We start from the raw sequence: 19,429 nt of genomic DNA, 5'->3' as shown, positions 1-19,429 counted from the left end.
CAAGCCATGACCCACAGCCAGACCTTTCCTTTATACGGGTCCTCCGAATGAGCCGTATTTTACGCTGGAGCCTGTCCCTGACAGTGGTGTTGGAGCTGCTGGCGATCGCTTCCGGCTTCCGGGCCCTGAGCGTGGTGGCCGGTGCCTTGCTGACCGCGGCGTTAGTGGTCGGGGCCGGCCAGTTGCAGGGCTATGCGCGGGGGTTGTTTCTGGTGTCCCTGGCGACACTGTTGCTGGTGGGGGCCAGCGGCCATCTGCCCCCGGAGCTGTGGCTCAAGGCCGGGGCGGATGCCGCCTTCTATGCCGCGTTTCTTGGTAGCCTTGGGCTGATGCAGTGCCTGGTGCGGCGGTTCGATGTGTTGCGGCGCATCCACGATGTGCTGCTGGGAGGAGCGCCGTTCTGGCTGTACCCAAAATACGCCCTGGTCAGTTGCGGCATCGCTTCCGTGCTCAGCTTCGGCATGATGAGCCTGCTGTGCGGCACCCTCTCCGAGACCCTCCGGGAACGGGGCATTGACGGCGAGGTGCGCATCCAGTGGTTACGGAGCGTGCTGATCAGCGCGCTGCGGGGCTTTGCCCTGGTGCCCCTGGTCGCGCCGACCAGCGTGGCCGTGGCCATCCTGACCCGGGAGCTGCCCCAGCTCAGTTGGTCTCTGTTGTTGCCGTTCGGCCTGGTCTCGGCGGCGTTGCTTGTGGGGCTGGGCTGGCGCCTGGAATACCACCGTTTCCGGCAGGTCAGCGAAACCCGCAGCCGACTGGATGGCTGGCCCAGGGACACCGGCCGGCTGGCGTTGGTGGTGGCCGCGGTATTCGCGCTGATGGCGCTACTGGTCACCGTCTGGGGGTTGAAGGTCTCCGTGGCGGCGATGTTTGCGGTACCGCTGGTGACCCTCGCCACCATGCTGGTGATGGATCGGGCGCCAGCAGGTCGAACGCCCCGGACGCGGGCTGTCAGCGTGATGGCGGAGGCGGCGGATCAGGTGTCGGGCATGGCCAATGAAATGTCGATATTTGCGTCCTCCGCGATCCTTGGCGTGGCGGTCACGGCGCTGGTGCCGACGGACCTGTTGAGGGACCTGGCGGACCTGCCCCACGCCGAGCTGCTGCTGGCGGTGGCGGGCCTGCTGATGATGCCGATGCTGTCCATGGTGGGCATTATCCCCATCACCGTTCTGAGCGTTCAGGCTGGTCTGTTGCCGGCCATGATTGGTGCCGGCGTGGACCCGCTGGTGATTTCCGTAGGCCTGGTCATTGGCTTTTCCCTGGCCATGATGATGTCCCCGTTCGGCCCCTCCGTGATGCTGCTGTCCCGGTTTGGCCGGGTAACCCGCTGGCAGGTGGCGTTTCGCTGGAACGGCGCCTTCGTGATGGTGGCGCTGCCCTTGCTGATTGCCTGGATGGCGACCCTGGCGGTGTGGCACGGCGGTGGTTAACGGTGGCCAAGGGGGCGAGGTGCCAGGATGAACCGGTTCATGTTCTGATAAGCGGAATCTAGGTTCACAAATTGACGGTTTTCCTGGTCATACGGCGCTGAATGAAGCCTGTGTTTTGATACGCAATCCGATTGTGTTTCATTTTTGGCACGAGATTTGATTGGTACGTCTGGCAGTTGCGAAGCTGACCGATTAAAATGGCGCATCTTTAGGTATTCACGATACTAATAACGCGGGGCCGTCCCGGTGCTGGAGAGATCCTCCCGCCGGTCGTCACGGCTGGCCCCGGCGCTGGCGAAACCGTTGGAGGCACCAGAATGGCGAGAGCAAAAATGGATTCACCGGAATTGATGGTGGCCTCCGGCGATGGTGTGCCGGTCAAGCCAGAGAAAGATCGGAAGTTTGTTGAGGCGTTGTCCCGCGGACTGGACGTGCTCCGCGCTTTCAGCCAGGGCTCCGTGATCCTGGGCAACCAGGACATCGCGCGTATCACCGGCCTGCCCAAGCCAACGGTGTCCCGGATGACCTACACCCTCACCAAGCTGGGCTACCTGAGCTACAACATCCAGTTGGAGAAATACCAGCTCAGCTCCGGCGTTCTGGCCCTGGGTTACGCCTACGTCTCCAACCTCAAGGTGCGCCAGCTGGCCAAGCCCTACATGGATGAGTTCGCCCGCCAGACCAATATGTCCGTGGGCCTGACCTGCCGCGACCGCCTGCACATGATCTATGTGGAAAACCGCATGCCGCCGGAAGCGTCCCTCCTGCGCATGGAAATCGGCCTGAAGCTGCCCATGTCCACCACCTCCGCCGGCCGGGCCTACTACTGCGCCATTTCCGACAGCGGCCGCAAGCTGATCGACGACGCCATGGCCACCAAGTACGGCGAGACCTGGCCGGAGAAGAAAAAGGGCCTGGAGCAGGCCATGAAGGACTACAAGGAGCACGGCTTCTGCCTGTCCCTCGGCGAGTGGGACCGCAACATCAACTCTGCCGGTGTGCCCATCCATCTGCAGGACGGCACCATCATGGCGCTGACCTGCGCCGCGCCGTCCTATCTGGTGCCCGCCGAAAAGCTGCGGGAATCCATCGCCCACCAACTGGCCATGCTGGCCAGCGACATTGAATCGCTGGGGGTCTGAGCGGCCGGACACCTGAGTAAATAGTCGGGCGCGCCGGCGATTACCCAAGTTGAATCGCGTCGGGCGGGCAGGAACTGACGAAACCGTGCGGAGCCATGGATGGCGGAGCCGAGCGTACAGGGACGTATTCACAGCGTGTTTCGTCAGTTCCTGCCCGCCCGACGCAGGCTCCAAGGGCTGAAACCCGCAACCCGAGCCAGAAAAAAACCGCAGCCGAGAGGTTGCGGTTTTTTTGTGCCTGCTATTTAACTGGCGGTTGAAACGGCGTATAAACTTGTATTAAATCGTACGTATGTTTCGCTAGTTAAAACCACATTCCATATAAGTAAGAAGGCAAGGAGAGGTTATGTCCGAAGTCGTCAGCTATCGCCGTGAAGGTGTCGTCGGTGTGATCACCGTGAACTATCCGCCGGTCAATGCCCTGGGGCACGCCGTTCGCGCCGGGCTGGTGGCCGCCATCGAGCAGGGCCAGAAGGACGCGGATGCCAAGGTGCTGCTGCTGGTGTGTGAGGGCCGCACCTTTATTGCCGGCGCGGACATCCGGGAATTCGGCAAGCCGATGCAGGAGCCGGGCCTGCCGGAGGTGGTGCACATTATTGAAAGCAGCGAGAAGCCTGTGGTGGCCGCCATTCACGGCACCGCCCTGGGCGGTGGCCTGGAAACCGCCCTGGGTTGCCACTACCGCGTCGCCCTGGCCAGCGCCAAGGTCGGCCTGCCGGAAGTGAAGCTGGGCCTGCTGCCCGGCGCCGGCGGCACCCAGCGGCTGCCGCGCCTGACCGGCGCCCAGAAGGCGCTGGACATGATCACCACCGGGGATTTTGTGGGCGCCAGAGACGCGCTCGCCCTGGGCATCATTGATGAGGTCGCCGAGGGCGACGACGTTCGGGGCGCCGGCCTGGCCTATGCCCAGCGCATCGCGGACGAGGGCAAGCCGGTTCGCCGGGTCCGGGACCTGACCGACAAGGTCAACGCCGAGAAAGGCAGCGACGTGTTCAACCAGTTCCGGGACGCGCTCAAAGCCCGCGCCCGTGGCCTGTTCTCCCCGTTCAAGTGCGTGGACGCGGTGGAAGCGGCGTTCAACCTGCCGTTTGACGACGGCATGAAGCGCGAGCGGGAGCTGTTCACCGAGTGCATGGCCTCGCCCCAGCGCGCCGGCCTGATCCACGCCTTCTTCTCAGAGCGGGAAGTGGCCAAGGTCAAGGGCCTGAGCAAGGACACCCCGGTGCGGGACGTGAAGACCGTGGGCGTGATCGGCGCCGGCACCATGGGCGGCGGTATTGCCATGAACTTCGCCAACGTGGGGATTCCGGTCACCATCGTCGAGGTGAAGCAGGAGGCGTTGGACAAGGGCCTGGCCATCATCCGCCGCAACTACGAGAACTCTGCCAAAAAGGGCAAGCTGACCCAGGCGCAGGTGGAAGAGCGCATGGCGCTGATCACCCCGAGCCTGACCTACGACGACTTCAAGAGCGTCGACCTGGTGATCGAAGCCGTGTTCGAGAACATGGCCATCAAGAAAGAGATCTTTGGCAAGCTGGACGCGGTCTGCAAGCCCGGCGCGATCCTGGCCTCGAACACGTCCACCCTGGACATTGATGAGATTGCCTCCGCCACCAAACGTCCGCAGGACGTGGTGGGCATGCACTTCTTCAGCCCGGCCAACGTGATGAAGCTGCTGGAAAACGTGCGCGGCGAGAAGACCTCCGACGAAGTGAAGGCCACCGTGATGGCGGTTGCCAAAAAGATCAAGAAAGTGGGTGTACTGGTGGGCAATTGCCACGGCTTCGTGGGCAACCGCATGCTGCACAAGCGCGGTGCCGAGGCGATGGCCCTGGTGAACGAAGGCGCCACGCCCCAGCAGGTGGACAAGGTGCTGACGGACCTGGGTTATCCGATGGGCCAGTTTGCCATGTCGGATCTGGCGGGCATCGACGTGGGCTACCGCATCCGCGAGGAGCGCCGCAATGCCGGTGAGCACGTAGAGCCGAGCTGGATGGACAAACTGTTCGAGCAGAACCGTCTGGGCCAGAAGACCCAGGCCGGCGTCTACCGCTATGAGGAAGGCAGCCGCAAGCCGATCCCGGACCCGGAAGTGGAGGCCATCATCGAGGCGTTCCGCAAGGAGCAGGGCATCACCCCGCGGGAGATCACCGACCAGGAAATCCTCGAGCGCTGCATGTACGTGATGATCAACGAGGGCGCGAAGATTCTGGAAGAGGGCATCGCCGACCGCGCCCTGGACATCGACATCGTCTGGATCTACGGCTACGGCTTCCCGGCCTACCGCGGCGGCCCCATGTTCTGGGCCGACCAGATTGGCCTGGACAAGATCCTGAACGCGGTAAAGACCTACCAGGAGACCGTCGGCGGCGAGCAGTGGAAGCCCGCCGCGCTGCTGGAAAAGCTGGTTGCCGAAGGCAAGCGCTTCGGGGATCTCTGAGGCCTTGGGACTCTGGGGTCGAAAACGGGTTCAGATGAGCTTCATCTGACCCCAGGTCCGCCAAGTCCGAGGCCACCTCCGGGTCAGATGACATTCATCTGACCCCGGCTTTGAACCCCGGCTTTTACCTCCGGGTTCAGATGAACGCTTTCATCTGACCCCAACATCAAACTCCCGGGGTCAGATGAGGTTCATCTGACCTCTACCCACACTCTGCGGAGACTCACCATGTCAGACGCCGTTATCGTTTCCACCGCCCGCACCGGTCTGGGCAAGTCCTACCGGGGCGCGCTGAACAACACCCATTCGGTCGATATGGCCGGCCACGTGATCGCCGCGGCGGTTCAGCGCGCCGGCATTGATCCGGCGATTGTTGAGGACGTTATCCTCGGCGCCACGTTCCACGAGGGCGCCCAGGGCAAGAACATGGCACGGCTGGCGGCCATCCGCGCGGGCCTGCCGGTGACCACCGCCGGCCTGTCGATCAACCGGTTCTGCAGCTCCGGCCTCCAGTCCATCGCCATCGCCGCGCAGCGGGTGGTGTCCGAGAAGGTGCCGGCCATGGTGGCTGGCGGCGTGGAATCCATCTCCCTGGTGCAGAACGACAAGCTCAACAGCTTCCACGCCACCAACGAGTGGCTGATGAAGCATAAGCCCGAGCTTTACCTGTCCATGATCGAGACAGCGGACATCGTGGCCCAGCGCTACAACGTCAGCCGGGAGGCCCAGGACGAGTACGCGCTGATCTCCCAGCAGCGCACCGCCGCCGCCCAGGAAGCCGGTAAGTTCAACGATGAGATCGTGCCCTACGACACCACCATGCTGGTGAAGGACAAGGAAACCGGTGAAGTCAGCCAGAAGGCCGTGACCTTGAACCGGGACGAGTGCAATCGCCCGAACACCACGCTTGAGGGCCTTCAGGGCCTGGACCCGGTGCGCGGCGAGGGTAACTTTGTCACCGCCGGCAACGCCAGCCAGCTGTCCGACGGCGCCTCCGTGTGCACGGTGATGAACAGCACCTATGCCGAGAAGCACAACATCGAGCCGATGGGCATTTTCCGCGGCTTTGCCGTGGCTGGCTGCGAGCCGGACGAGATGGGCATTGGCCCGGTGTTCGCCATTCCGCGCCTGCTGGAGCGCACCGGCCTGACCATGGACGACATCGATCTGTGGGAACTGAACGAGGCGTTCGCCTCTCAGGTGGTCTACTGCCGTGACCGCCTCGGCATCCCCATGGAAAAGCTGAACGTGAACGGTGGCTCCATTGCTGTTGGCCACCCCTACGGTGTCACCGGCTCCCGCCTGACCGGCCACGCCCTGATCGAAGGCAAGCGCCGCGGCGCCAAGTACGTGGTGGTCACCATGTGCATCGGCGGTGGCCAGGGCGCCGCCGGCCTGTTCGAAGTGGTCTGATCCGGGAGCGTCGCCATGCAGCAGCACATCATCAACACCCAGGACCTGGCCTTCCAGCTGTTCGAGCTGCACCGGGTGGAGCGGGTCCTGCGGTTCGAGCGCTACGCCGACCACAGCCGTGAGACGCTTCAGGCGGCGCTGGACCTCGCCCTCAAGGTGGCGGCGGAAGCGTTTGCGCCCCACGCCCGCCTGGTGGACGAGGAAGAGCCCCGCTTTGAGAACGGCCGGGTGACGATGCGGCCGGAAGTGCAGCGCGCGCTGGATGTGCTCAAGGGCACCGGGCTGATGGCCGCGAGCCAGGATTACGAGCGCGGTGGCATGCAGCTGCCGGCGGCGGTGGCCCAGATGTGCGTGGGCATGCTCAAAGGCGCCAATGTGGGCACGCAGGGTTACGCGGGGCTGACCATCGCCGCCGCCAACCTGATCCTGGCCCACGGCACCGACGAACAGAAGCGGCGCTACGCCGAACCCATGCTGGCGGGGCGGTTCTTTGGCACCATGTGCCTGACCGAACCCCACGCCGGTTCCTCCCTCGGGGACCTGCGCACCCGCGCCGAGCCCCAGGCGGACGGCAGCTACCGGCTCTTCGGCAACAAGATCTACATCTCCGGCGGCGACCACGAACTGAGCGAGAACATCGTTCACATGGTGCTGGCGCGGCTGCCGGACGCTCCGGCCGGGGTCAAAGGCATCTCCCTCTTCCTGGTGCCGAAAATCGCGGTGAACGAAGACGGCACCCTGGGCGAGCGCAACGACGTCGCCCTGGCCGGCCTGATCCACAAGATGGGCTACCGGGGCACCACCTCCACCATGCTCAACTTCGGCGAGCGGGACGGTGCTATTGGCTACCTGGTGGGCGAGCCGCACCGGGGCCTGGCGGCCATGTTCCACATGATGAACGAAGCCCGCATCGGCGTCGGCCTGGGCTCGGTGATGCTCGGCTACACCGGCTACCAGCACGCCCTGGCCTACGCCCGGGAACGGCGGCAGGGCCGGCCGATGGGGGAGAAAGACCCGGCCAGCCCGCAGGTGCCCCTGACCCGCCACGCCGACATCCGCCGCATGCTGCTGGCCCAGAAGGCCTATGTGGAAGGTGGCCTGGCCCTGTGCCTGGAAGGCGCCATGCTGGTGGACGAGAAGAAATTTGCGGAAACCGACGAACAGCGCGCCCAGGCCGCCGGCCTGCTGGACCTGCTGACGCCGGTGATCAAATCCTGGCCGTCGCGCTACTGCCTGGAGGCCAACAGCCTGGCCATTCAGGTGCACGGGGGCTACGGTTACACCCGGGAGTACCCGGTGGAGCAGTTCTACCGGGACAACCGCCTGAACCCGATCCACGAGGGCACCCACGGCATCCAGGGCCTGGACCTGCTGGGGCGCAAGGTGTCCCTGGCCGGCGGTGAGCATTACCAGCGGCTGATGGCCCGCATTGAGGCCACCATCGACGAGGCGCGCCGGCAGGAACGGCTGGCACCGAACGCCGAGCGCCTGGCCGGTGCCGTGGCCGCCATGGCCGCGGCCACCGACCGGATCAACGCCGAGAAAGCGACGGGCAACGCCGAGAAGGCCCTGGCCAACGCCACCGTCTACCTGGACGCCTTTGGCCAGGTGGTGGTGGGCTGGCTGTGGCTACGCCAGGGCCTGCAGGCGCTCGCCGGACTGGCGGGGGACGGCGAGCAGAGCGCCGCCTTCTACCAGGGCAAACTGGCCGCGTGCGATTACTTCGCCCGCTACGAGCTGCCGGCGGTGGAAACCGCTGCCGCCCTGCTGGCGTCCCTGGACACCACCGCCCTGGAGATTCCGGACGACGGGTTCTGAGCACGTAAAACCGACTTATCCAGACAACAACGCACACAGGAGCAGCCATGGATCGTCAAGCCAAAGCGGTGGTCTGCCGGGAATGGGGCCAGCCCGTCCAGGTCGAGACCATCACCGTTGAGGGCCCGAAGCGGGGCGAGATTACCCTGAAGATCGCCGCCTGCGGCGTCTGTCACAGCGATCTTTCCGCCACCACCGGCAAGATTCAGTACCCGCCTCCCCTGGTGCTGGGCCATGAGGCCGCCGGCGTGGTGGTGGAAGTGGGCGAGGGCGTGACCGACTTCCAGGAAGGCGACCACGTGGTCAGCTCGTTCATCTCCATGTGCGGCAAGTGCCGCCAGTGTGTCCGGGGTCGCCCGGTGCTGTGCGAGAACGCCCGCAAGGCCATGTTCACCCTGCCGGACGGTACTGTGCGCACCAAAGACGCCAACGGCGAGCCCCTGAACGTGTTCGGCGCCTGCGGCGTGATGGCGGAGTACGCCACCATGCACGTGGACAACTGCGTGAAAGTGGAACCCGGCGTGCCCCTGCAGAACGCCGCCCTGGTGGGCTGCGCGGTGATGACCGGCGTTGGTGCCGTGTTCAACACCGCCCGGGTGGAGCCCGGTTCCCGCACCGCCGTGTTCGGCATTGGCGGCGTTGGCCTGAACGCCATTCAGGGCTGCGCCACCGCCGGCGCGGAGATGGTGATCGCGGTGGACAACAACCCGAAGAAACTGGCCATGGCGAAGGAATTCGGCGCCACCCACACCGTGGACCTGAACGAGGTTGACGACGCCGCCAAGGCCATCAAGAAGCTCACCGGCGGCGGCGTCGACTACGCCTTCGAGTGCGTGGGCGCCGGCCCGGTGGTGGAGCAGGCCTACAAGGCCCTGGGCCGGGGCGGCACCGCCGTGGTTGTGGGTGTGGCCGATCCCAAGGACAAAACGTCCATCACCACCCTGACCCTGCCGGCGGATGAACGCACCCTCAAGGGTAGCTGGCTGGGTTCGTCCCGTCCGCAGCATGATTTCCCGCGTATTCTGGGCCTGTACAAGGCCGGCAAACTGAAACTGGACGAACTGATCACCCGCACCTACACCATCGATCAGGCCGCCGAGGCCTTCGACGACATGGTGGCCGGCAAGAACGCCCGCGGCGTGATCGTGTTCGACTGAGCGATTTTTACTGAAGGGGGAACGGCAATGAAGGATCTGAGCAAGAACTACATCAACGGTGAATGGGTGGCCTGGTCCGGCGAGACTATCGACGTGCACGAGGCCGGCACCGGCCAGGCCATCGCCCGGGTGCCGTCGTCCGACCGCGTCACCATGGAGCGGGCCATTGCGGCCGCCAATGAGGCGTTTGATCGCTGGTCTGAGAGCACCCTGGAGGCCCGCATCAAGGTGCTGGAGCAGCTCCACGCCGGGCTGAAAGAGCGGGCCGCCGAGATTGCCGAAACCGTCTGCCGGGAAGTGGGTATGCCTATCAAGCTGGCCACCGGCATCCAGGCCGGCCTGCCGGCGACGGTCACCAAGACTTACCTCGACATGCTGCCGTCCTACCCGTTCACCGAGATGTCCGGCAACTCCGAGGTCCAGTACGCGCCGGTGGGCGTGGTCGGCTGCATCACCCCGTGGAACTACCCGTTGCACCAGGTGATCCTGAAGGTGGTGCCGGCCCTGGCCGCCGGCTGCACCATTGTGCTCAAGCCCTCGGAAATCGCGCCCCAGAGCGCGTACATCCTGGCGGAGATCCTGGACGGCACCGACCTGCCCAAGGGCGTGTTCAATCTGGTGTGCGGCCTCGGCCAGAGCGTTGGGGACACGCTGATCAAACACCCGGACGTGCGCATGGTGTCGTTCACCGGCTCTACCCGCACCGGCCATCTGATTGCCCACGCCGCCGCCGACGACTTCAAACGCATTGCCCTGGAGATGGGCGGCAAATCCGCGTCCGTGGTCCTGCCGGACGCGGACCTGGGCGCAGCGGTGAAAGGCACCATCAACAACTGCCTGCTCAATTCGGGCCAGACCTGCACCGCGCTGACCCGCCTGCTGGTGCCGGCGGACAAGCACGATGAGGCCTGCGAACTGGCGGCGGCCGCCGTGGCCAAGATGACCCCGGGCAACCCGCTGGAGGAAACCACCCGCCTGGGGCCGCTGGCGTCCGCGCAGCAACGGGACAAGGTGCTGGATTACATCCGCCTGGGCATTGAGGAAGGGGCCACCCTGGTGGCCGGCGGCGCCGAGTTCCCGGAAGGCTGCGACCCGAACGGCTATTTCGTTCGCGCCACCGTGTTCGGCAACGTCCGCCCGGACAGCCGCCTGGCCCAGGAGGAAATCTTCGGCCCGGTGCTGTGCGTGATTCCCTACACCGATGAAGCCGACGCCATCCGCATCGCCAACGGCACCGCCTACGGCCTGTCCGGCGCCGTCTGGTCTGGCGACCAGGACCGCGCCAAGCGGGTGGCCGGCAAGCTGCGCACCGGCCAGGTGTTCGTCAACGGCGGCGCCTTCAACCCGCTCGCGCCGTTCGGCGGCTTCGGCCACTCCGGCCTCGGCCGGGAGTTCGGCAAGTGGGGCCTGGAGGAGTTTCTCGAGGTGCGGGCACTGCAGCTGTAACCCTGGGGTCAGATGAAAGCGTTCATCTGACCCCGAAGTTCGGCTCGGGTTGGCGGGATAACCCTGGGGTCAGATGAAGGCTTTCATCTGACCCCGGCTTTGGCCCCGGGCCTCAGGCCTTGCCGCCGAGCAGGATGCGGACCGCGGTGCACGCGTCTTCCAGCTCCTCATCCCGGGGCTCGCGGCCGCCGAGGATGTCGCTGTAGAGGCAGGATTCGGCGAGGCGGACCATGAAGGACGACAGGCTGTCGATGTTCATCGGCGGGGTGATGTATCCCCGGGCCACCTGGTCCCGAAGGATGCGGGTGTTGGCCTCCACCGTGCGGCTGCGCAGGGTGGATTTGGACGAGGTCAGGATCTTGAGGGCGTACTCCGGATCTTCATTGATGAACCGGCGCAGGGGCTCGAAGTGCATGACGGTGGAGTTGATGTGTCGGTATACGCCCACAATAAAATCAATGCCCTGGCCGGGGGTGTTGGCCAGCGCGTCCTGCCGGAGCGGTTCGTACAGGGACCAGAGCACCTCGCCGATCAGCAGATCTTTGTTGCCCACCCAGCGGAACAGGGTGGCTCGGCCGATGTTGAGTTCATCCGAGAGAGACGCCAGATGAATGCGTTCACCTTTTAACCACATGCGCCGGGCGCGTTTGAACGCGTCGGCCGGCGTCGGCCTGGTTGTTGTTCTGGCTGTCACAGGAACCTCGTACCACAGTGCCGGACCATTCTAACGACAAAACGGACAACCCGCTATGAAGACACGTATCACCGAACTCTTTGGCATCCGCTACCCGATCATCCAGGGCGGCATGCACCACGTGGGCTTTGCCGAGCTGGCCTCGGCGGTCTCCAACGCCGGCGGCCTGGGCATTCTCACCGCGCTGACCCAGCCGACGCCAGAGGACCTGGCCCGGGAAATCGCCCGCTGCCACGAGATGACCGACCAGCCGTTCGGCGTTAACCTGACCTTTCTGCCCTCGTTCAAGGCGCCCCCGTACCCGGAATTCATCGACGCCATCATCCAGGGCGGGGTCAAGGCGGTGGAAACCGCCGGCCGCAGCCCGGAAGCCTACCTGCCCCAGCTCAAGGCGGCGGGCATCAAGGTGATTCACAAGTGCACCTCGGTGCGCCACGCCCTGAAGGCCGAGCGCATCGGCTGCGACGCGGTCAGCGTGGACGGCTTCGAGTGCGGCGGCCACCCCGGTGAGGACGACATCCCCAACTTCATCCTGCTGCCCCGGGCGGCGGAAGAGCTGACCATTCCGTTCGTGGCCTCCGGCGGCATGGCGGACGCCCGCAGCCTGGTGGCGGCCATGGCCCTGGGCGCCGAGGGCATGAACATGGGCACCCGCTTCCTGGCCACCCGGGAGGCGCCGGTGCACGACAAGGTCAAGCAGGCCATCGTCGAGGCGGACGAGCTGCAGACCCGGCTGATCATGCGCAACCTGCGCAACACCGAGCGGGTGATGAATAACGCCGCGGTGGAAGAAATCCAGCGCATCGAGAAGGAAAAGGGCGAGGCGGAAACCATCGACGACATCCGCCATCTGGTCACCGGCGCCAAGAGCAAGCTGGTGCTGCACGAGGGCAAGCTGGACGAGGCCGCCTGGAGCTGCGGCATGGTGGCTGGCCTGATCCACGACATCCCCACCTGCGACGAGCTGATCGGCCGCATCATCCGCGAGGCCAACGACCTGGTGCGCCAGCGCCTGGCGGGCTTCCTGGAGGACTGAGCGATGACCACCCTGGCACAACTGACGGACGGCGGCTGTTTCTTCGAGGGCCCGCGCTGGCACGACGGTCGCTGGTGGGTCTCGGATTTCTACCGCCACGGCGTGTTCACGGTCACGCCGGAGGGCCGGATGGACCGGGTGCTGGACATGCCGGAGCAGTCCTCTGGCCTGGGCTGGCTGCCGGACGGCTCGCTGCTGGTGGTGTCCATGCTGGATCACACGGTGCTGCGCTGGCATCCGGAGTTGGGCCTGTCCACCTACGCGGACATCGGCGAGTACGCCACCGGCCACCTGAACGATCTGGTGGTCTCGGCCGAGGGCACCGCCTGGGTGGGCAACTTCGGCTTCGATCTGATGGGCGGTGCGGACGTGGCCCCGGCCACCCTGGTGCGGATCGACACCGACGGGACCGTCTCGCCGGCCGCGGACGACCTGTGGTTTCCCAACGGCATGGTGATCACACCGGACGGTGGCACCCTGGTGGTCGGGGAAACCTTCGGCAACGCCATGACCGCGTTTACCATCGGCGCCGACGGTTCACTCACCGACCGGCGACCGTGGGCGGCGTTTGGCCCCCGCCCGGCCCTGGGCAGCCGCCGGGACATGCTGGCGCAGCTGTCGGTTGGGCCGGACGGCTGCTGCCTGGACGCCGAAGGCCAGATCTGGATCGCCGATGCGTTCAACCAGCGATGCATCCGGGTGGCCGAGGGCGGCGCCATCACCCAGGAAATCCGAGCGCCGGAAGGCCAGGGCGTGTTTGCCTGCATGCTCGGCGGCGACGACGGCCGCACTCTCCTGCTGTGCTGCGCGCCGGATTCCGCCGCCAGCCGCCGCAAGGCTGCCCGGGAGGCGGTGCTGATGACCGCCCGGGTAGACGTACCCCACGCCGGCCGGCCCTGAACGGATCTCCGGAATCGCACTGGCGGGCCCGGTGCAGCGCGTCTACAGCCAGAGATCCCCCACCGGCGTCTCCGGGCTGAAGTGGTGGCGGATCTGCGCCTGCAGCAGTTCCGCCGTCGCCAACGCGTCAATCAGGGCGTTATGGGCGGCGTAGTGGGGCAGGCCGTAGCGGGCGCGACTGTCACCGAGCCGGATCGACGTCGCCTTCTGGCCCACCAGCCGCTGCCACCGGCTCGGGCGCCGGTTCGGGTGCACGTGCGCTTCGATGGCCATGGTGTCGATCAGCGGAAACCGGATGCCTTCCCCCAGCCGCCACTGTAGCGCCACGTCCAGGAACGGCCGCTCGATGTCCCGGAAATGCACCACCGGAATGCGGCCGTTCAGCCGCTCGAAGAACGGGTCCAGCACCGCTTCGAGATCCGGCGCCTGGTCGATGTCGCTGTGGGTGATGCCGTGGATGGTGATGGAGGTCTGGTGCAGGGGCAGCCGGGGACGCACCACCTGGTGCCAGCCCCGGCTGACGGCGATGGCGTCCAGGGTGAAGGGCACCGCGCCGATACTGACGATGGAATGCTGGTTCGGGTCCAGCCCGGTGGTTTCAAAGTCCACCGCCACCAGTGGCACCTGGCCGATGGGGGTGTCCGGGGGCGGGCAGCCGGCGCCATAGAATGCCTTCAGGTACGGCGATCGGGCTTCCTCCGCCAGCACGCCGTATTGCTCCGGCCAGGACCGCTGGGCCAGGTCCCGGCGGGATTGGGTGTCAGGCCTGGACATATCGCCCTCCCTGGGCGTTGTAGCGGAACCGCAGAAACTTCTGGGCGTTGCTGACCACCTGGAAAGCGTCCTTCAGGTGGCTGCGCTCGAACGGTGACAGGTCCTCTGGCCGGACGTTGTTGTCCGGTTCCCGCCCGGCCTCGATGGCCAGCGCCTGATGGCGGATGCGCACGATAGAAATGAACTCCAGGGCGTCCCGGAGGTTGCCCACGTCGTCATCGAGCAGCAGGTTGGTCTGAGCAATCGCCTGCAGCCGGTCGAAGGAATTCTGCGCCCGGGAGCCACAGGCCAGGGCGTGTACCCGGATCAGATCGGACAGGGGCGCCGTTCCCCGGCGCTTGAGGTTGAAGGATTTGCGGTGCTGGCCGTCCTCCTCCAGCACAAACGTGCGGAAGAACCCCAGGGGTGGGGTGCGGTTCAGGGCGTTGCGGGCCAGCAGGGTGAGGAAGCGCTGACTCTTGCTGGCGGTGTCCGCCACCAGGGCCTTGAGGGTCTCGGCAAAGTCCGTCTGGCCGTAGATGCCGTCCAGGTCGAAAAAGATGTTGCTGTTCAGCAGCGCTTCGCCGCTCGGGTTCTCCATCCAGTTACGGAAATAGGTTTTCCACACCGCCAGTGGCTGCCGCCACTTGGGGTTGGTGGCCATGATGTCGCCGGTGCAGTACTTGTAGCCGCACTGGGCGAGGCCATCGCTGACGAATTTGGCCAGCGCCAGGAAGTAGGCGTCGTGGTCTTCCGGCACGAAGGCGTCGTCCAGGATCATGGCGTTGTCCTGGTCGGTCACCACCAGTTGCTCGTCCCGGGCCATGGAGCCGAGGGCCATGAAACAGTAGGGCACTGGCGGCGGCCCCAGTTGCTCCTCGCCCAGTTCCAGCAGGCGCTGGGTGAAGCTGCGGCCAATGCCGGCCATGGCGCTGCCAATCATGTGGGAGTTGGCGTCCTCGTTCACCATGCGCACGAAGGTGTCGCGCACGTCCCGGCTGATGCGCTTGAGCCCCCGGACCGTGTTTTGATGGTGGATGTTGCTCACCAGGTACAGGCTGCTCTGGCTCTCGTACTTGACGATGTCGGACAGGGCGATCACCCCCCGGACTTCGCCCCGGTCCATCACCGGCAAGTGATGGACGTTGTTGTGCAGCATGGTCAGCAGCGCCTCGAAGATGAAATCCCGGGCGTCGATGGTGATCAGGTCGGCGGACATGATGTCCCGGATCGGGGTTTCCGAGGGCAGCGCCTCGCACAGGGCGCGGGTGCGCAGGTCCCGGTCGGTGATGATGCCTTCCAGGCGTGGTCGGTCGCCTTGTTCGTCCATCAGCAGCAGCGCCGAGACGCCGTGTTCGGTCATGATCCGGGCCGCCTCCTGCAGGCGCACGGTGGTGGGTGCTGTCACCGGCCGGCGGGAAATCAGACGGGTGACCCGGGAGGTCATCAGGTCGTTGGATTTTTCCCGGCGGGACAGGGCCGAGCGCAGGCGGCTGCGGTCCTCGATTTCCACGTAATCGGCAAAGTTCTCGTCGTTCTCGAACAGTTCCTGAAAGATCGAATCCGGAATCCGATAGATCAGGGTGTCCTCAATCGCGGTGGCCGGAAACCGGGTTTTCTTGTGCATCAGCAGGCCGAACTGGCCGAAGATTTCCCCCTCGCCGATCCGGTTGTACAGCTCCCCTGACCGGCGGAACACCTCCACCGCGCCGCTGCGGATGTAGTACAGCCACTGGTTCGCTTCTCCAAGTTCCAGAATGGGCGTGCCCGCCCGGAAATATTCGATCTCGATGTTTTCCACCACCCGTTCCAGCAGGGACTCGGGCAGGTCGTCGAACGGCGGGTACTGGGCCATGTGATTGCGGATGTCGATGAGTTCCGGCTGCATAACGCTCCCTGGCGGGCCCGAGCGGGTGATCGGCGTGGTTCGGTGTTCGGAAAAATGTCCGTTAATCAACGACTATAGCAATCGACCGCGTCGGTGGCCACGGCCTCGCCATTGACCGGCTGGTAAGCGCTTGCTAGCCTTGCCGCACTTTTTCCAGGTGTCCGTCGCGAAGCGCGACGGATGAAACGGGAAATCGGTGCGCCAGGCTCCCCGCCCGGCAAAGCCGATGCTGCCCCCGCAACGGTAAGCAGGTAAACGGCGACCAATCGCGCCACTGTGCCCTCGGGCATGGGAAGGTGGTCGTCCGGGAACGCGCCAGTTCCGCCTGCCAGCCCGGAGACCGGCCTGGAAAAACACCCGGGGCTGCGGTGGGCGGCCGGGTGGGTTGCATCGGCCTGTTCTGGTACCCGCCCCCTGTGGCGCCCGCCCGGCCCCGCGCCCGCCTGCCCCCGTTCCGCAGCCAAGCCTGAACCCGCGCGGGTGCGCGCGGCTGCGGAGTTTTATCATGTCAAAACTGTCAGTTTCCCTGCTGGCGTCGGCCATTGCCTTCGCCACCCCCGCCGCCTGGGCGGCATCGCCCTCATCCTCTTCCTCACCGGATTCGTCGGCGGCTGAACCGGGCCGGGCGCTTGATCCGATTGTGGTCACCGCCACCCTCGGGCCAGAAACCGTGGGCGAAAGCCTGTCGTCGGTCACCGTACTCAATAACGATCAGATCCGCCGCCAGCAGCCCCGGGAGTTCCGGGACCTGCTTCAGGCCCAGCCAGGCGTGAATGTGGTGTCTGACGGCAGCTACGGCAAGACCACTAGCGTCTTCCTGCGCGGCGCGGGCAGCTCCGGTACCGTGCTTTTGCTGGATGGCATCCGGCTGCGGTCGGCCACCGCCGGTATACCGCCCTGGCAGTTCCTGCCGCCGGACCTGATCAGCCGGTTGGAGGTGGTCCGCGGTGCCAAGAGTTCCCTGTACGGCGCCGATGCCGTGGGCGGCGTTATCCAGGCGTTCACCCTGGATCCGAAACCCGGGAAAGGCGGCTGGGTGGAGGCGTCCGGCGGCTCCAACCAGACCGGCTCGGCGGGCGCCGGTGTCACCCTGAACGAGGACGGCAATTCCCTGCTGGTGGCGGGGGATCACCTGGAAAGCGACGGCACCAGCCTGAGGGAGGGCGGTGAGGACCGGGGCTTCCGGAATACCGGGGGGCTGGTCCGGGCCCGGCACGCGTTCGAGCAGGGCGGCGGAGTCGGCGTCACCTTCCTGCAATCCTCCGGCAATACGGAGTTCGAAGGCGGTGACACCGACTACACCATCCAGGCCGGCAGCCTCTACCTGGACGCGGTTGCCAGCGACACCTGGCGCACCCGGGTGCAGTTCACCCAGTCCCGGGACGAGCAGGAAACCTACGGCGACTACCCGAGCGTGTACGACACCCTGTCCCGCTCCGCCCGCTGGGAAAACACCCTCACCGCCGGCGTGCAGCAATTCATCATCGGCACCGAACTGTCCACCGATGAAGTGGACGGCACCGATACCTTCGCCGAGGACAGCCGCACCAACACCGCCGTGTTCGGCCAGGCGCTGCTGAATTTCCAGAAAACCGACGTCACCGCCAGCCTGCGCATGGACGACAACGACGCCTATGGCCGCAAGGAGACCGGTGGCCTGGCCCTGGGCTATCGGTTGGATGCGTCCCATCGCGCCCGCCTGAGCTACGCCACCTCGTTCCGGGCGCCCACCTTCAACGACCTGTACCTGGTGACGCCGTACTACACCGGTAACCCCGACCTGTCTCCGGAGAAGGGGCAGATGGTGGAAGCCGGCATCTCCGGCCACTACACCACCTTCTTCTGGGATGTGGCGGTGTACCAGAACGACGTGCGGGATCTGATCACCTACGTCTCCGACCCGAACACCTTCATTGGCACGGTGGAAAACGTGGAAACCGCCCGCATTCGCGGCGTGGAACTGAGTGCCGGTTACCAGACCACCCGCTGGGACCTGCGGGGCTCCCTCGCCTACGCCGACAGTGAGAACCGGGACACCGGCAAACGCCTGCCCCGGCGCGCCCGCACCACCGCCCGGCTGGACGTGGACCGGCTGTTCGGCCTCTGGTCCGTCGGCGCCAGCGCCGTGGCCGAAGGTGACCGCTACAGCGACGCCGCCAACGACCTTCCTCTTGCCGGCTTTGCCACCCTGGACCTGCGGGGCAGCTGGCAGTTCCTGCCGGACTGGACCGCGAGGCTGAAACTGGCCAACGTGTTCGACCGTCGCTACGCCACCAGCGTGGGCTACGACAGCGCGACCTTCGAGCCCTTTGACTACCTGGCCGCCGGCCGGACGGTCATGGCCACCGTGCGTTATGATGTGAGCCTCTGAAGACGTGGGAGCAGGCAATGACGGGACGGTGCGGATGAGTCGGGCCGTGGTGTGGCTCAGGCCGGTGTTCGCGGCGATCGCCATTGCGCTCAGCGGCGCGATGCCCGCGGTGGCCGCAGACCGCTGCGCTACCGATGCCCTGGACCGCAACGTTTGCCTGCCCGCCCCGGCCCGCCGGGTTGTGTCCCTCTCCCCCGGCGCCACCGAGCTGCTTTACTCCGCCGGCGCTGGAGACGCTGTAGTCGCGGCCAGCGCCTGGAGCGACTATCCGCCCCCGGCCCGGGATCTGCCCAGGGTGGGTGACGCCAACCGGCTCGACCTTGAAGCCATCGTGGCCGCCCGCCCGGACCTGATCGTGGCCTGGACCGACGGCAACAGCCGGTCCCAGCTGGAGCGTCTGTCTGACCTGGGGCTGACGGTGTTCTGGCTGACGCCCCGGACCTTTGATGACATTGCCCGGGCCGTTGTGGACCTGGGCCAGTTGACCGGGCACGACGCCCTGGCCCGGGACCGGGCGAACCGGTTCCTGGCGGGTCTGGCCGCCCTGCGTGACCGCTATCGGAACGCCCGGCCGGTCCGGGTGTTTTACCAGATCTGGGACGAGCCCCTGATGACCGTGAACCGGGACGAACTGATCAGCAAAAGCCTGGCACTGTGCGGCGCCGTCAACGTGTTTGCCGATGCCGACCGGTTGGTGCCCCGGGTGTCCCGGGAGTCGGTGCTACTGGCCCGGCCGGAGGCCATCCTGACCGCTGCGCCGGAAACCGATGCGGAGCGCGCCCTTGCGGCCTGGCGGGCGTTCCCGGATCTGCCGGCGGTGGCCCACGATAACCTGCTCGTGCTGCCGCCGGACCGCTTGCAACGGCCCACCCTGCGCATGCTCGACGGGGCCCGGGACCTCTGCCTGCGCCTGGAGGCCGCCCGTGGCCGTCTCTGAT

14 protein-coding genes and 1 riboswitch are annotated in these 19,429 nt (G+C 66.0%); of the genes, 11 read left to right on the top strand and 3 right to left on the bottom strand.

Annotated features, from left to right (window positions below; genetic code table 11):
- Positions 1–47 precede the first annotated feature (47 nt).
- The 7 genes from V3388_RS10990 to V3388_RS10960 all read left to right on the top strand — a co-directional run bounded on the left by V3388_RS10990 (position 48) and on the right by V3388_RS10960 (position 10,849).
- Positions 48–1,433, top strand: a complete 1,386-nt coding sequence (locus tag V3388_RS10990) for a hypothetical protein (protein ID WP_336367594.1) — start codon at positions 48–50, stop codon at positions 1,431–1,433.
- A 332-nt stretch (positions 1,434–1,765) separates the two neighbouring features.
- Positions 1,766–2,575 carry an IclR family transcriptional regulator gene (locus V3388_RS10985; RefSeq protein WP_336367932.1) on the top strand — a complete coding sequence of 270 codons (810 nt, stop codon included), beginning with the start codon at positions 1,766–1,768 and terminating at the stop codon, positions 2,573–2,575.
- 346 nt (positions 2,576–2,921) lie between these two features.
- A complete protein-coding gene (locus V3388_RS10980) occupies positions 2,922–5,015 on the top strand; it encodes a 3-hydroxyacyl-CoA dehydrogenase NAD-binding domain-containing protein (protein ID WP_336367593.1) in 2,094 nt (697 codons plus the stop codon).
- 228 nt (positions 5,016–5,243) lie between these two features.
- On the top strand, positions 5,244–6,428 hold the full coding sequence (locus V3388_RS10975) for an acetyl-CoA C-acyltransferase (protein ID WP_336367592.1): 1,185 nt from the start codon (positions 5,244–5,246) through the stop codon (positions 6,426–6,428).
- Between the two features lie 15 nt (positions 6,429–6,443).
- Positions 6,444–8,246 carry an acyl-CoA dehydrogenase gene (locus V3388_RS10970; protein WP_336367591.1) on the top strand — a complete coding sequence of 601 codons (1,803 nt, stop codon included), beginning with the start codon at positions 6,444–6,446 and terminating at the stop codon, positions 8,244–8,246.
- 47 nt (positions 8,247–8,293) lie between these two features.
- Positions 8,294–9,403, top strand: coding sequence for a Zn-dependent alcohol dehydrogenase (locus V3388_RS10965; protein WP_336367590.1), 1,110 nt, complete (start codon positions 8,294–8,296; stop codon positions 9,401–9,403).
- Between the two features lie 27 nt (positions 9,404–9,430).
- Positions 9,431–10,849, top strand: a complete 1,419-nt coding sequence (locus V3388_RS10960) for an aldehyde dehydrogenase family protein (protein WP_336367589.1) — start codon at positions 9,431–9,433, stop codon at positions 10,847–10,849.
- 112 nt (positions 10,850–10,961) lie between these two features.
- On the opposite strand, the gene V3388_RS10955 is transcribed toward V3388_RS10960, so the two are convergent.
- Complete coding sequence (locus tag V3388_RS10955; protein ID WP_336367588.1) at positions 10,962–11,483, bottom strand: QsdR family transcriptional regulator; 522 nt, start codon at positions 11,481–11,483, stop codon at positions 10,962–10,964.
- 115 nt (positions 11,484–11,598) lie between these two features.
- Here V3388_RS10955 and V3388_RS10950 point away from each other — a divergent pair, with 115 nt between their 5' ends.
- Both V3388_RS10950 and V3388_RS10945 read left to right on the top strand, forming a co-directional pair.
- Positions 11,599–12,579, top strand: coding sequence for an NAD(P)H-dependent flavin oxidoreductase (locus V3388_RS10950; RefSeq protein WP_336367587.1), 981 nt, complete (start codon positions 11,599–11,601; stop codon positions 12,577–12,579).
- A gap of 3 nt (positions 12,580–12,582) precedes the next feature.
- Positions 12,583–13,479 carry an SMP-30/gluconolactonase/LRE family protein gene (locus V3388_RS10945; protein WP_336367586.1) on the top strand — a complete coding sequence of 299 codons (897 nt, stop codon included), beginning with the start codon at positions 12,583–12,585 and terminating at the stop codon, positions 13,477–13,479.
- A 42-nt stretch (positions 13,480–13,521) separates the two neighbouring features.
- Here the strand turns inward: V3388_RS10945 and V3388_RS10940 are convergent, their stop codons facing one another.
- The gene (locus tag V3388_RS10940; RefSeq protein WP_336367585.1) at positions 13,522–14,253 is read right to left on the bottom strand and encodes a 3'-5' exonuclease; all 732 of its coding nucleotides are present in this window, start codon (positions 14,251–14,253) and stop codon (positions 13,522–13,524) included.
- Complete coding sequence (locus tag V3388_RS10935) at positions 14,240–16,120, bottom strand: putative nucleotidyltransferase substrate binding domain-containing protein (protein ID WP_336367584.1); 1,881 nt, start codon at positions 16,118–16,120, stop codon at positions 14,240–14,242. The genes V3388_RS10940 and V3388_RS10935 overlap by 14 nt, the downstream gene beginning before the upstream one ends.
- A 138-nt stretch (positions 16,121–16,258) precedes the next feature.
- A riboswitch (cobalamin riboswitch) is annotated at positions 16,259–16,483 on the top strand.
- 142 nt (positions 16,484–16,625) lie between these two features.
- Between V3388_RS10935 and V3388_RS10930 the strand changes: the two genes are divergently transcribed.
- Together V3388_RS10930 and V3388_RS10925 are read left to right on the top strand one after the other, a co-directional pair.
- Positions 16,626–18,491: a TonB-dependent receptor plug domain-containing protein gene (locus V3388_RS10930; protein WP_336367583.1), complete on the top strand. Its 1,866-nt coding sequence runs from the start codon at positions 16,626–16,628 to the stop codon at positions 18,489–18,491.
- Positions 18,492–18,525: 34 nt separating this feature from the next.
- Positions 18,526–19,428: a cobalamin-binding protein gene (locus V3388_RS10925; protein ID WP_336367582.1), complete on the top strand. Its 903-nt coding sequence runs from the start codon at positions 18,526–18,528 to the stop codon at positions 19,426–19,428.
- Position 19,429 lies beyond the last annotated feature (1 nt).

The sequence above is a fragment of the Marinobacter sp. C2H3 genome (assembly GCF_037080155.1).
In the GTDB taxonomy this organism is placed as follows: domain Bacteria; phylum Pseudomonadota; class Gammaproteobacteria; order Pseudomonadales; family Oleiphilaceae; genus Marinobacter.
This window is presented reverse-complemented; position numbering and strand designations above follow the sequence as displayed.

Excerpts from the sequence above, each read along its gene's own strand:
- V3388_RS10970 (WP_336367591.1), top strand. The coding sequence starts at position 6,444 with ATGCAGCAGCACATCATCAACACCCAGGACCTGGCCTTCCAGCTGTTC.
- V3388_RS10935 (WP_336367584.1), bottom strand. The coding sequence starts at position 16,120 with ATGCAGCCGGAACTCATCGACATCCGCAATCACATGGCCCAGTACCCG.
- V3388_RS10960 (WP_336367589.1), top strand. The coding sequence starts at position 9,431 with ATGAAGGATCTGAGCAAGAACTACATCAACGGTGAATGGGTGGCCTGG.
- V3388_RS10975 (WP_336367592.1), top strand. The coding sequence starts at position 5,244 with ATGTCAGACGCCGTTATCGTTTCCACCGCCCGCACCGGTCTGGGCAAG.
- V3388_RS10985 (WP_336367932.1), top strand. The coding sequence starts at position 1,766 with ATGGATTCACCGGAATTGATGGTGGCCTCCGGCGATGGTGTGCCGGTC.
- V3388_RS10965 (WP_336367590.1), top strand. The coding sequence starts at position 8,294 with ATGGATCGTCAAGCCAAAGCGGTGGTCTGCCGGGAATGGGGCCAGCCC.
- V3388_RS10990 (WP_336367594.1), top strand. The coding sequence starts at position 48 with ATGAGCCGTATTTTACGCTGGAGCCTGTCCCTGACAGTGGTGTTGGAG.
- V3388_RS10955 (WP_336367588.1), bottom strand. The coding sequence starts at position 11,483 with ATGTGGTTAAAAGGTGAACGCATTCATCTGGCGTCTCTCTCGGATGAA.
- V3388_RS10930 (WP_336367583.1), top strand. The coding sequence starts at position 16,626 with ATGTCAAAACTGTCAGTTTCCCTGCTGGCGTCGGCCATTGCCTTCGCC.
- V3388_RS10980 (WP_336367593.1), top strand. The coding sequence starts at position 2,922 with ATGTCCGAAGTCGTCAGCTATCGCCGTGAAGGTGTCGTCGGTGTGATC.
- V3388_RS10940 (WP_336367585.1), bottom strand. The coding sequence starts at position 14,253 with ATGTCCAGGCCTGACACCCAATCCCGCCGGGACCTGGCCCAGCGGTCC.
- V3388_RS10945 (WP_336367586.1), top strand. The coding sequence starts at position 12,583 with ATGACCACCCTGGCACAACTGACGGACGGCGGCTGTTTCTTCGAGGGC.
- V3388_RS10925 (WP_336367582.1), top strand. The coding sequence starts at position 18,526 with ATGAGTCGGGCCGTGGTGTGGCTCAGGCCGGTGTTCGCGGCGATCGCC.
- V3388_RS10950 (WP_336367587.1), top strand. The coding sequence starts at position 11,599 with ATGAAGACACGTATCACCGAACTCTTTGGCATCCGCTACCCGATCATC.